The following is a 12,158-nucleotide window of genomic DNA, read 5'->3' as shown; positions in this document are numbered from 1 at the left end:
TCGTCGCATAAAAAGCTTGCTCCTGCGATTACTCGTCGCATAAAAAGCTTGCTCCTGCGATTACTCGTCGCATAAAAAGCTTGCTCCTGCGATTACTCGTCGCATAAAAAGCTTGCTCCTGCGATTACTCGTCGCATAAAAAGCTTGCTCCTGCGGTTACTCGTCGCATAAAAAGCTTGCTCCTACGGTTACTCATCGCACAAAAAGATATGCACCAATCATTAAGTCACAGAACCTGCGTATAAGAATAAATCGTTTCTATTTTAAGTAGAATAGCTCCTTTTGTACATTTTTTCATGGGAAACCCAATCGAATACAGGTATTTTTCTTTCAGATAAGAAGGAATACCGGACACAAAAAGTGGTCGTAGCGACCGTATATTTGATGGTACGAATTATTTATCGGATGTTTTCCGATGCATCCCGTTACCAAGAACTTGGAGAAAGATAGTTACAAGAGAAAAAGACTATTCTAACTCTAGATATTTAATTAGTAGAGAAATTCTGCGTATTTTATTTTAATTTAGATTATTTCCTGAAAATAGTCATTTTTCAGTGGCAACCTGAGGTCTCTTCCAGTATACTTTCATTATTGTTAAATGGAGGAAGTGACTAAGTGAAAAATGAATTAAAACGGGAAATTTCTTTTTTTGGGGCGTTATCAACGGTTATGGGTACGGTAATCGGAGCAGGAGTCTTTTTTAAAGCTGCTGCAGTGGTAGAGAAAACACAGGCAACTGGTTTGACGTTAGTTGTCTGGCTGTTGGCTGGATTTTTAACTATTTGTGGTGGGTTGACAGTGGCAGAGCTTGCTACAGCAATCCCTGAAACTGGCGGACCTATTCGCTATATTGAAAGGATTTATGGTAAGCTTCCTTCTTTTTTATTAGGATGGGCACAGAGTATCATTTATTTTCCTGCCAATATTGCTGCGTTGAGTATTATTTTTGCTACGCAGCTGGTTAACCTGTTTCATCTGTCAGCAGGCAATTTGCTGCCGTTGGCTTTTTGTACGGCAGTCAGCGTTACAGGAATTAATTTATTGGGGACAAAAACTGCAGCAGGAGTGCAGTCGCTTACTCTTTCAGTTAAATTGATCCCTATTGCCTTAATTATTATTGTCGGTCTTTTTACGCCTGGGAAAGTTGATGTTTCGCTCTTCACAATGTCTTCTGGGCAAGGAAATTCTTGGGCGGTGGGAGTTAGCGGTGCACTTTTAGCCACTCTTTTTGCTTATGACGGCTGGCTGGGTGTAGGAAATATTGCAGGAGAAATGAAACATCCGGAAAAAGATTTACCCAAAGCAATTATTTTAGGTTTAAGCTTCGTAACAATTGTCTATGTTTTAATCAATCTGGTCTTTTTAAAAACACTGCCGATCTCTTCAATTGCAGGGAATTTGAACAGTGCTTCGGAAACTGCAATGGTTATCTTTGGAGAATTTGGCGGCAAGCTTGTGACTATTGGTATTTTAATTTCAGTTTATGGTGCTTTAAATGGCTATACAATGACAGGCTTGCGTGTCCCTTATGCAATGGCACTGGAAAATCAGCTGCCATTTAGTACAGCATTTGGGAAACTGTCAAAACGAACAAATGCTCCTTTTATCGCTGCCTATGTTCAATTGGGAATCGCCTGTGTTATGATTACTTTAGGAAATTTTGATTTACTGACTGATATGCTGGTATTTGTTATGTGGTTTTTCAGTCTTCTGTTATTCTGGGGGGTACTTCGTTTACGAAAAACAGAGCCTGAGCTGAAACGTCCCTATAAAGTTCCTTTGTACCCGATTGTACCGTTGATTGCCATGGTTGGAGGCGGTTTTATCTTGGTTATGACAGCCGTTACTACTCCTATGCTGGCACTTGTTGGGATAGGAATGACCTGTGTGGGCATTCCGGTGTTTTATTATCAGCAAAAGAAAGGCTGAGTGAAATGGAAATTGTAATTTTAGATGGTTATACGCTGAACCCGGGAGACTTGAGTTGGCAGGACCTGGAGAAGTTGGGAGATGTAAGGAGGTACGATCGAACCTCTTACACCGACCATACTGAGATCATTGAACGAATTGGTTCTGCCCAGGCAGTCTTAACAAACAAGACGCCGATTACGAAAGAGATATTGGCTGCTTGCCCTAGGGTTCAATATATCGGTGCACTGGCAACCGGCTATAATGTGATCGATGTTGAAGCAGCCCGTCAGAAAGGGATTCCAGTGACGAATATCCCTGATTACAGTACAGATGCAGTAGCGCAGTTTACATTTGCTTTGTTGTTGGAGATTTTCAGTCAGGTTGGACTTCATAATGTATCGGTACATTCCGGCGAATGGCAGAGAAGTGAAGATTTTTGCTATTGGAAGCTGCCTTTGACTGAACTTTCAGGGAAAACCATTGGATTGGTCGGTTACGGGAAAATCGCTCAAAGAGTAGCGGAAATTGCCCATGCATTTAAGATGACAGTTATTTATTATAATTATCGACCGAAGCAGCCGCAGGAGAGTTGGGCTGAACAGGTCTCGTTAGATGAGCTTTATGACAAAGCAGATATTGTGAGTCTTCATTTGCCGCTGTTTCCTGAAACAGAAAAAATGATCAATCACGAAGCTGTTCAAAAAATGAAAGAGGGCGCAGTTTTACTTAATACCTCACGGGGCGGTCTCTTGGATGAACAGGCAGTTGCCTTGGCGTTGAATACTGGAAAGCTTGCAGCATTAGGGGCTGATGTAGTATCCGTTGAGCCAATCGAGGAGGATAATCCTTTATTGAAAGCACCTAATTGTTATTTGACTCCCCATATTGCCTGGGCTCCGGTAGAAACAAGGCAGCGTCTGATGGAGATTGCTGTTGATAATTTATGTCAATTTTTAGACGGACAACCAAAAAATGTAGTGAATCTTTAGCTGTCGATAATTATTTGAGGGAATCTGTCCGGAAATCATTTCTAAAAAATAAGCATGTCTACTTTTTAAACCGTTACGGATTTGAAAAGCAGACATGCTTTTTTTAAGGGATTGTAGAAAAAATCATTCGAATATAAGGCAGAAGGATATATTGCTGAATACCAATCAGCACCAGCAAATGAGCTGGATAAAACCAGTAAAACAGATATTTCCATTGTCGCCCTCTTTGTCCGTTATAAAAATAAATAAAGATAAATGAAAATAATCCGCTGATACTGTTTTGAAGAATGACCAAGCCGCCGGCAAGACATTTTACTAATGGATATTCTCTCAGATAGTACAGCACAGAAATCAGTAAAACACCAATCCAACCGCCATAATCGGTTTGAAGAAACTCAGCTGTAAAAATACCGGCAAAAACAATGCCAAGGGAAAGGATGATGTTCAATGGTGTACGTTCCTTGACTTTCTCCAGTTCCATAAGAACGACCAGACCAATCAGCAGAGTAAAGAATACATTTTGTTTTTCCAGTGTAAAAAATGAATTTCTGAATGCCAGATCGTAGGGCACCTCTGATATAAGCGCGAAAATCAGTAAACGGCTAAAATATTTTTTTACATTGGAGGTATGCACAAAGCCTTCCACCAGCAAAAAACAAAAAAGCGGAAAGGATAATCTTCCTAAAATAAGAAAAATATCAAAAATCTTAATTAGAGCTGTGTAAAAGGTTTCCATAGCAGGCGGCAGCTGCTCAATAATTGACTGAGGTAAGTAAAGCAGTTTAGCTGAATGATCCATAAACATAGTGATAATGGCAATCCATTTCAGTGTACTGCCGGAAAAATAACCTTTTTTATTCATAAAATAACTCCTTGTTTATTATACGTATTTCAAAATATAGTCTAAAAAATGCTCTGAAAAATTAACAATAGTGCGGGTTCCGCTTGTTGTTACGTTTCCCGCTCGTGCCAAAGCTGTTGTCTAAGGTGATGAAGCGAACACTTTACAGTGAGCGCCATTGAACTAAAATTGCTGTTCTGATGCATTTTTTCTGTATTTTTGAGTGTCAGAGTACTCAATGTTGGCGGTTCGCTGTCAAGTGCACCGGTTATTTAGCACAGAGCTTTCATAGATTGTTTCGAGCTGCTTTATTGTAAAGTTATTCATGGGGAGACTGACTTTATTCCGTTATAAAACTGCATTCTTAGAAATTCAGCAACCTCTGTGTATCTGTTTAACAGCAATGCTTCTTTTGAAAAGCTGCCTGTTACATCTATAAAACAGTATACCAAATATTTTACCATAGTTAATTTTTTAAGATTAAGAAAAAATATTAGTAAACATGCTATACTTGAAAAATTGAAAGAGAGGAAAGAAAATGAATGTAGTTTTTTGTGATATTGATGGTACCTTTCAGGATATTGGCGGAGAGATACCTAAAATAAATTTTGATGGAATAGATGCGTTGCAAAATCAGGGAGATCATTTTGTTTTTATTAGTGGAAGAGGCTATGATCAGCTTCGTGAGCTGCTTTCTCAGCTAACAAATGACTGTGATGTTATTTTCAGTAATGGTGCGGGATATCGCTTAATGGGAGAAGAGCCTGTCTACAGATCCTGGCTTTCTTTAGGTATATGCAGGGAAATCGTTTCGGTAGTTGAAGAACGGAATATTTTCTATTTTATTCATACGGATAATGGAATAATTATGAAATCTGATCGACTCTATAGAGCGCATTACTCAGCTTTGAGAAAGCGGCTTAAGCCGATGGGTGAAACAGGCACGAGGATTATGGACTTTAAGGAAAAATTTTTTGCAGAAGAATGTCAGCATGTGGATGATCCGGTTCAATACTTAAGTGAAAACTCCGAATTAAAAATTCTGAAAATCGAGATAATGGAAGCAGACGATGAAGAACTGGAATGCTTGAGAAACATGTTAAATAGCGAGACAACCCATGTATTTTCTTCTTATTATCAATGTTTGGAAGTGGTTAATCCGCTTAGCAGCAAAGGTCATGCAGTTCGTCACTTTATGACGGAATTTTCTGGGGGGCGAAGTTATGGTATTGGAGATGGTGAAAATGATCTGGCCATGCTTGATGCTGTTGACGTTCCTGTTGCGGTGGAAAATGCATCAGAAGCAGTTAAAGCAAAGGCCAGGATAATTACGGATCATTGTGCGAATGGCGGTGTTGGAAAGTTTATCTTTGATCATTTGATTACCAGCAACTAGAAAACCAGATTAATAAAACCGGTATTCGGCGAAACAATCTGTTTCGCTGGATACCGGTTTTTTATCACAGACTTTTTTTCTGTTTCCTGATCTTTTTCAGTGTCCAGTCATAGCGACTAGGTGCAGCAGAGACAAAATAGTCGCCTAATGATGTGGAGTTTGTACCGCCGTTTATTCGGGTTTAGATATGAAGAGAGTTTGGAACTTTGATTCTGTCCTAAACTTTCTATTTTGCGTATTTTTTAATTGCCTGAGAGAGTAATTCTGTTGTTTCTGCGCCTCCGCGCTTGTTGTAGTATTCGGCAAATCGTTCGTCTGCCAGGTACATATCAGCCAAACCACAGTGAGCTTCTGCTGAATAGTTTGCCCAAGAGTAGCTCAGCCATTTTTTATGAAGTGTGTAAACTGTTTCCGCTGTTTCAGAGTCGAGATCTTTTGTCTCAGACAATTCTGCCAGAGCATCAAACAGCTGGTCTTCCAAAGCGTTCATTGCCTGAAAAGCTTCTTCACTCATATTCTCCCACTTTTTGTTGGAGGCTTCAACTGTCTCCTTGCCATATTTCTCACGGATTTCTTCTCCGTATTTTTCTTCATTTTCCACTAATTTTTGTTGCTTAAATGCATTGAATTTTTCTGTATCTTTCATTTGTATATCCCCCTTATGGTAGTGTAATGTCTTTTCCACAGTCAGAAGGAGCAAGTCAATCTGGTCTCTTTTTTTGAGAAGTTCCTGATAGTGCTTCTCCAATGCTGTTTCAAAGTCAAAGTCAGGTTTGTCTAAACTATTTTTGATTGCCTCCAGTTTCATGTCCAGTGAACGATAAAAAAGAATTTGCTGGAGCCGATCGACCTCTTTTTTCCCGTATATACGATAGCCTGATGAATTTACCCGCGCAGGTTTTAATAAATCAATTTCATCATAATAACGAAGCGTACGAGTACTGACACCGGAAAGCAGGGCCAGTTTATTAATTGTATATTCCATTTGTTTTCCTCCTGACATTTCTTATCATAAACGTTTACGTAACGTCATAGTCAAGCTTATTATATAAAAAAATAGATAAAATAAATAGAAAATGAGTTGGAAAGCAGGAAACATACTGCTGCAAAAGGATTTAGCAGTAAACTGTTCAAAAATATTGGGTTTTCTGCTCCTTTTTTGATAGAATAAATAAATGAAAGGATCGATGAAAATATGAAGGGATTGTTTCAGAAATATAAGGAAGTTGTTGCATATTTGTTTTTTGGCGTAGCAACTACAGTAATTAATTTGGTTGTATATTTCATTTGTACAGATCTATTATTACTTGATTATAAATTGAGTAATGTGATCAGTTGGTTTTTATCTGTACTATTTGCATTCTTTACGAATAAATATTTTGTTTTCCAAAGTTTAGTTGGAAGCAGACAATTGTTTTGGAAAGAGATGTTTCTTTTTTACTGGTATCGTATCTTATCATTTGTAATTGATATGGGTGTTATGCTGCTTCTAATTGAGGTAATTCATGCTCCGAATTTTTTCGCAAAGCTGGTTACTCAGGTGATTGTAGTTGTACTTAATTATTTTTTCAGCAAGTTTTTAATCTTTAGGAACGAAGCACAGTAAGTGGTTTAAACCATTCCGGCTGCTAAAAATAAAGGGGAGTTCAAAAAAATCTATGAAAAAATAGCTAAATAACCGGAGCACTTGACAACGAGCCGCCATCATTGAGCGTTCTGACGTTAAAAAGCACAGGAAGAAAGTGCGTCAGAGCAGCGGTTTTAGCTCAATGCTGCTCATTGTAAGGTGTTTGCTTCGCCCCCTAAGATAACAGTCACTACTGATGCTTAGAGGGGGGAGAGCCGAAAAGTATCGGAACCCCAGTAACAGCAGGGGATTGGATAATTTTAGTTAGTAACTTTTGAACTACCAAATAAAGGATCGAGGTTTCGAAATGGGAAAAGTTTATCAGGACGACAGTTTGACTCTACACACAGATCTGTATCAGATTAATATGATGCAGACATACTGGGAACTGGGACGGGCAGATCTGAATGCAGTATTTGAATGTTATTTTAGAGAGATGCCGTTCAATCATGGGTACGCAATTTTTGCCGGGTTGGAAAGATTAGTTGATTATCTTGAAAATCTGACATTTTCAGAAACAGATATCGCCTACCTAAGAGAGGTTGAGAATTATCCGGAAGAATTTCTAGCTTATCTTAAAGAATTCAAATTCTCTTGTACTGTACGTTCTGCTTTGGAAGGAGATCTTGTTTTCAATAATGAACCTCTGATTCAGATTGAAGGTCCACTTGCCCAGTGCCAGCTGGTAGAGACAGCTCTTTTGAATATGGTGAATTTCCAAACACTGATTGCAACCAAGGCAGCTAAAATCAAATCAGTCATTGGCGACGATCCTTTGATGGAATTTGGGACTCGACGGGCGCAGGAATTGGATGCTGCGGTGTGGGGAACACGTGCGGCTTATATAGGAGGCGCTGATGCAACAAGTAATATCCGTGCTGGAAAAGTCTTTGGTATTCCAGTCAGCGGGACGCATGCGCATTCACTGGTGCAGTCTTACGGAAATGATTATGAAGCATTTTTGGCATATGCTAAAACGCATAAAGATTGTGTATTTCTGGTTGATACGTATGATACGTTGAAATCAGGAGTGCCAAATGCTATTCGTGTTGCCAATGAAATGGGAGAAAAGATCAATTTTCTTGGTGTTCGAATTGACAGCGGCGACATGGCCTATATTTCTAAAAGAGTCAGAGAACAATTAGATGAAGCCGGATATACTGGAGCAAAAATATATGCATCCAATGATTTAGATGAAAATACAATTCTCAGTCTGAAAATGCAAAAAGCAAAGATTGATGTCTGGGGAGTAGGGACAAAATTAATTACGGCTTATAACCAGCCGGCTTTGGGGGCTGTTTTCAAGCTTGTTTCCATTGAGGATGAGCAGGGCGTGATGCAGGATACAATCAAATTATCAAGCAATGCAGAAAAAGTAACAACTCCCGGGAAAAAACAAGTTTGGCGAATTACCCGCAAGTCAGATAATAAATCTGAAGGAGACTACGTAACCTTATGGGAAGAAGATCCGCGTGAAGAAGAAGAGATTTTTATGTTTCATCCGGTTCATACCTTCATCAATAAAACGGTTCGAAACTTTGATGCAAGACCGGTTTTGAGAGAGATCTTTGTTGAAGGAAAGCGAGTGTATGAACTACCGTCTCTGGAAGAGATTAAGCAGTACTGCAAAGAAAACCTGGATTCTCTATGGGAAGAATACAAACGGGATTTAAATCCGCAGAAATATCCAGTGGACTTGTCAACAGAGTGCTGGAATCATAAAATGCGTCTGCTGGAAAAAGTGAGAAAAGATGTCAATGCATTGAGCGAAAATAATTAGAGTGTGACTGGAAACTATTGAGGAAACAGCTTTTTCAGGGCTTTTAGCGGATATCAAGGAAAAAACACAATGATGATGAGTTGTCAGTCCTATTTATGCAGGAACTTTTAGTAGAATGGTATGCGAACTGAGAATGAACTTGATTTTGTGGTCATAAAATCGATTCACTGAATCGAAAGAGAACTTGCTCCTAAGCTTCTACGAATGCTCGTCGCATGTCTGAGGATCATGCAAGAACTTGCTCCTACGCTTCTTTGAATGTTTGTCATATGTCTGATGGGCATATGAGACATGCCAGTGCGTTTCCAAATAGACAGGTTTGTATCAAAAATCGAATAGGATGAGACTCGTAGATACAAGGATTTTCCACTTGTGTAGAAACATCTAGTGAAATGGGCACTCTCATTAAGATAAATAAACTAGTGAGAAGGTATGTGTATGACAATGTGGAGAATTGGGTAGCATTTCTTTTTTTAAATGAAACTAGCCCATATCTATTTTTCCGGAAACATTCGCCACTGAAATTTTTAAACAGGTCTTAGGGCGTGTCTGGAAAATTTGAGTTTATCATAGGTTTTAGCTAGAACTGATCACAGGAGGATTTTTTATGAAGCCATTACAAAAAGCGATTATTGAAGAATTGGGAACGAAGCCATCGATTAATCCGCAGGACGAAATTCGGAAAAGCATTGATTTCATGAAAGCCTATCTTTACAAGCATCCTTTTTTGAAATCTCTGGTATTAGGGATCAGCGGAGGGCAGGACTCCACTTTAGCAGGACGACTAGCTCAACTGACGATCGAAGAAATGAGAAAAGAAACAGGAGATAACGGGTACAAGTTTATCGCCATTCGGCTGCCCTATGGAGAACAGGTGGATGAAGCAGATGCCCAAAAAGCGCTCGGCTTTATTCAGCCAGACGTTTCTTTACGGGTGAATATCCGTCCGGCGGTTGATGCCTGTGTTCAATCCTTGGGAGAGGGCGGAACGGTAATCAGTGATTTTAATAAGGGGAATATGAAAGCACGTCAACGAATGATTGTTCAGTACGCTGTGGCAGGAGAAAAGTCCGGGGCGGTTATCGGCACGGATCATGCGGCAGAAAATATTACTGGATTTTTTACAAAATTCGGTGACGGAGGAGCGGATATCTTACCGTTGTTTCGTTTAAACAAACGTCAGGGAAAAGAACTTTTAAAAGCTTTGGGAGCTGATTCATCATTGTATTTAAAAGTTCCTACAGCTGATTTGGAAGATGATAAACCGCTGGTTGCTGATGAAGCGGCATTGGGTGTCAGCTATGATGATATTGATGATTATCTGGAAGGAAAAGAAATTAAGGAGCAGGCAGCTGGGACGATAGAAGGCTGGTATAAAAAAACGCAGCACAAGCGCCATTTGCCAATCTCAATATTTGATGATTTCTGGAAATAAAGAATAATACTGTGATAAACGACTGGAAAATGAACTGGACTCTGGAGTTGGATAGTTGATCTAACTTTTGGGAAAGTCATAAAATTCCAGTCGTTTTTTGACTCGTTTAGATTTATTTTTCAGTCGTTAATTAGCGAAATCAGCTCATATCTATTTTTGGAACATATTCATCATTGGGGTCTTCAGATATGTCCTAAATCCTATCATCTCAAAAATTAAATCGTTTAAAAAAGAAAATAAGGGAAGTCTGATTGTCTCAAAAGAATAAATATTTGTGCTATAAATCATTAGTTGTTAAAATCGAAATATAGATTGACAGCAGGAATCGACTGTCGAAAACAGGGAGGTCATTTGAATGGATGGAAGTAGAATAAATGGTGTGCCGGTTACCGAAGAAATACTTACAGCGCAGGGATATAGAAAATATATTGGAGCTGAGCTGGATATTTACTACAATAAAGATATCTGTGCACATATCGGTAATTGTGTTCGTGGAAACCCAGAAGTGTTTGAAGTAGGAAGACGACCATGGATCATTGCTGACAATGGCAGTTTGGAAGAGAATATTCGTGTGGTTGACAGTTGTCCAAGCGGAGCGCTTAAATATATTAGAAGAGAGGAGCAGTAATCTTGGAAATCAGAGAAGAACAAGACCGTTTTGCACTTTATAATGATGAAAAGAAAGAAATTGGTGAGATGACCTGGTCTGTCGCAGGCGAAAAAATGATAATTATTGATCATACCTTTGTAGATCCGGAATACAGAGGTCAGCATTTAGCTGAACAGCTGGTGGCAAAAGGGGTCGAGAAAGCACGTCGTGAAGAAAAAAAGATTATTCCTTTATGCCCGTTTGCAAAAAAAGAATTTGATATGAAGCCAGAATATGGAGACGTATTAAGAAAATAGGTTGTGACAAAGCTTCTCCATGTTCCTGTGATTACTCGTCGCATACAGTAATTGCTCTTGCGGTTACTTCGTTGCAGTTAAGATCATGCAAGTGTTCCTGCGATTACTTTTTGCACTTATAAGTTCTAAACTGTGACGAGTGCTTGCACGAGAAAACAAAACATTACGCTTTGACTGTGTACTTACCTGGAGCTTTCTATATTTTTGAGAGTATTCGGCTTATTTTCGAGATGCTGCCTGCGATCGTTCACTCTTGTTAATGAATGAATCTTGTAAATTCATCGAATTGTCGTTACATATACAGCTATCTCTTTGTATATGGAATAAATTTTGCCAAATTTATCTCCATCAGAGCTTTGCATGCTATTCTGCCTGCTGTTCCTGCAATAGTGGGAAAGCCTTGTATCTACGAGTCTCACTACACTACACTTCGTTTCGATCTCAACAATTTCTAAATGGCTTTGCCATTTAGAAATAAAGGACTTCGTTCCGATCCTCGGAGCATGTCTGAGGGGCATGTAAGAACTTGCTCCTACGCTTCTTGCGAATGCTTGAATCATACAAAGACTGGAGCACCGTTTAATCGTTTTTAAGGGTTTTGAACATACTAATGGCACAGACCTATAGTTTCGTATTTATTGTGGTATGAAAGCGTTCTTTTGTGGTTGATTTACAACAGTACTTTTTACTGGAAACCAAAGCAGGATCTTTCCTTAGTTATGGGAATTTATAAAATGGTTGAAAGTAAGCAGTTTGTTGTGCAGTAAAAAATTATCGCTAGTATTTAAGTGAAATTTGTGCTAAGATGTTAAATGTGTAATTTTGTAGAATAAGGGAGTATGAATAGATGTATAATTTTATTTTAACTGTTGTAATTATTCTTTCAGTAGTTATGGTAATTTCAATTTTAATGCAGCCAAGTAAACAAAACAGTGCAGCAAGTGCATTCACCGGCGGAGCAGATAAATTGTTTGGAAAACAGAAAGCCCGCGGATTTGAAGCTGTAATGCAGCGTGCAACTACTGCAATTGGTGCAACCTGGATGATTTTGTTATTTGTTTTATCAATCTTGTCATCTAAATAAGCTGCACTTTAAGAAATGAACGAATGCATACATATTTTCAGCTGGTAGCATATTTAGATGTTTTAAGCTTGAAAATAGTTTATGCAGACAATGGTGTTAAATTTTTTGGTCTGGACATGCTCGCTTAAGAGTAGTGTTTCAGACTTTTTTTTTGCCTAAGTCTTCTGCAGCGGGAATGAAATAATTCTC

At 38.8% G+C, this 12,158-nt stretch carries 11 protein-coding genes; 9 read left to right on the top strand and 2 right to left on the bottom strand.

Going from position 1 to position 12,158, the window contains the following annotated elements; genetic code table 11:
• Nucleotides 1–615: 615 nt before the first annotated feature.
• Both LI954_RS03625 and LI954_RS03620 read left to right on the top strand, forming a co-directional pair.
• Complete coding sequence (locus LI954_RS03625; protein WP_229441747.1) at nt 616–1,929, top strand: APC family permease; 1,314 nt, start codon at nt 616–618, stop codon at nt 1,927–1,929.
• Between the two features lie 5 nt (nt 1,930–1,934).
• A complete protein-coding gene (locus LI954_RS03620) occupies nt 1,935–2,900 on the top strand; it encodes a D-2-hydroxyacid dehydrogenase (protein ID WP_229443656.1) in 966 nt (321 codons plus the stop codon).
• A gap of 103 nt (nt 2,901–3,003) precedes the next feature.
• On the opposite strand, the gene LI954_RS03615 is transcribed toward LI954_RS03620, so the two are convergent.
• Nucleotides 3,004–3,762 carry a TraX family protein gene (locus LI954_RS03615; protein ID WP_229443654.1) on the bottom strand — a complete coding sequence of 253 codons (759 nt, stop codon included), beginning with the start codon at nt 3,760–3,762 and terminating at the stop codon, nt 3,004–3,006.
• Nucleotides 3,763–4,279: 517 nt separating this feature from the next.
• Here LI954_RS03615 and LI954_RS03610 point away from each other — a divergent pair.
• Nucleotides 4,280–5,137 carry a Cof-type HAD-IIB family hydrolase gene (locus LI954_RS03610; protein ID WP_229443651.1) on the top strand — a complete coding sequence of 286 codons (858 nt, stop codon included), beginning with the start codon at nt 4,280–4,282 and terminating at the stop codon, nt 5,135–5,137.
• Nucleotides 5,138–5,363: 226 nt separating this feature from the next.
• On the opposite strand, the gene LI954_RS03605 is transcribed toward LI954_RS03610, so the two are convergent.
• Nucleotides 5,364–6,122, bottom strand: coding sequence for a MerR family transcriptional regulator (locus LI954_RS03605; RefSeq protein WP_202064737.1), 759 nt, complete (start codon nt 6,120–6,122; stop codon nt 5,364–5,366).
• A gap of 210 nt (nt 6,123–6,332) precedes the next feature.
• On the opposite strand from LI954_RS03605, the gene LI954_RS03600 reads away from it, so the two are divergent.
• The 6 genes from LI954_RS03600 to secG all read left to right on the top strand — a co-directional run bounded on the left by LI954_RS03600 (nt 6,333) and on the right by secG (nt 11,969).
• A complete protein-coding gene (locus tag LI954_RS03600; protein WP_202064735.1) occupies nt 6,333–6,743 on the top strand; it encodes a GtrA family protein in 411 nt (136 codons plus the stop codon).
• A gap of 328 nt (nt 6,744–7,071) precedes the next feature.
• Nucleotides 7,072–8,544 (top strand): nicotinate phosphoribosyltransferase, encoded by a 1,473-nt coding sequence (locus LI954_RS03595; RefSeq protein ID WP_229443649.1) that lies wholly within the window; start codon nt 7,072–7,074, stop codon nt 8,542–8,544.
• A 607-nt stretch (nt 8,545–9,151) separates the two neighbouring features.
• Nucleotides 9,152–9,979, top strand: a complete 828-nt coding sequence (nadE, locus tag LI954_RS03590; protein ID WP_229443647.1) for an ammonia-dependent NAD(+) synthetase — start codon at nt 9,152–9,154, stop codon at nt 9,977–9,979.
• Between the two features lie 355 nt (nt 9,980–10,334).
• Nucleotides 10,335–10,607, top strand: a complete 273-nt coding sequence (locus tag LI954_RS03585; protein ID WP_202064722.1) for a (4Fe-4S)-binding protein — start codon at nt 10,335–10,337, stop codon at nt 10,605–10,607.
• A 2-nt stretch (nt 10,608–10,609) separates the two neighbouring features.
• Entirely contained in the window at nt 10,610–10,885 is a 276-nt protein-coding gene (locus LI954_RS03580; RefSeq protein ID WP_202064720.1) for a GNAT family N-acetyltransferase, read from the top strand.
• 847 nt (nt 10,886–11,732) lie between these two features.
• Complete coding sequence (gene secG / locus LI954_RS03575; RefSeq protein WP_229443644.1) at nt 11,733–11,969, top strand: preprotein translocase subunit SecG; 237 nt, start codon at nt 11,733–11,735, stop codon at nt 11,967–11,969.
• Nucleotides 11,970–12,158 lie beyond the last annotated feature (189 nt).

It is taken from the genome of Enterococcus sp. CWB-B31 (assembly GCF_020567645.1).
Classification (GTDB): domain Bacteria; phylum Bacillota; class Bacilli; order Lactobacillales; family Enterococcaceae; genus Enterococcus_L.
This window is presented reverse-complemented; position numbering and strand designations above follow the sequence as displayed.

Bases quoted from the DNA above. Each gene is read 5' to 3' on its own strand.
- LI954_RS03620 (WP_229443656.1), top strand. From the start codon at position 1,935: ATGGAAATTGTAATTTTAGATGGTTATACGCTGAACCCGGGAGACTTG.
- LI954_RS03615 (WP_229443654.1), bottom strand. From the start codon at position 3,762: ATGAATAAAAAAGGTTATTTTTCCGGCAGTACACTGAAATGGATTGCC.
- LI954_RS03610 (WP_229443651.1), top strand. From the start codon at position 4,280: ATGAATGTAGTTTTTTGTGATATTGATGGTACCTTTCAGGATATTGGC.
- LI954_RS03605 (WP_202064737.1), bottom strand. From the start codon at position 6,122: ATGGAATATACAATTAATAAACTGGCCCTGCTTTCCGGTGTCAGTACT.
- LI954_RS03600 (WP_202064735.1), top strand. From the start codon at position 6,333: ATGAAGGGATTGTTTCAGAAATATAAGGAAGTTGTTGCATATTTGTTT.
- LI954_RS03595 (WP_229443649.1), top strand. From the start codon at position 7,072: ATGGGAAAAGTTTATCAGGACGACAGTTTGACTCTACACACAGATCTG.
- nadE (WP_229443647.1), top strand. From the start codon at position 9,152: ATGAAGCCATTACAAAAAGCGATTATTGAAGAATTGGGAACGAAGCCA.
- LI954_RS03585 (WP_202064722.1), top strand. From the start codon at position 10,335: ATGGATGGAAGTAGAATAAATGGTGTGCCGGTTACCGAAGAAATACTT.
- secG (WP_229443644.1), top strand. From the start codon at position 11,733: ATGTATAATTTTATTTTAACTGTTGTAATTATTCTTTCAGTAGTTATG.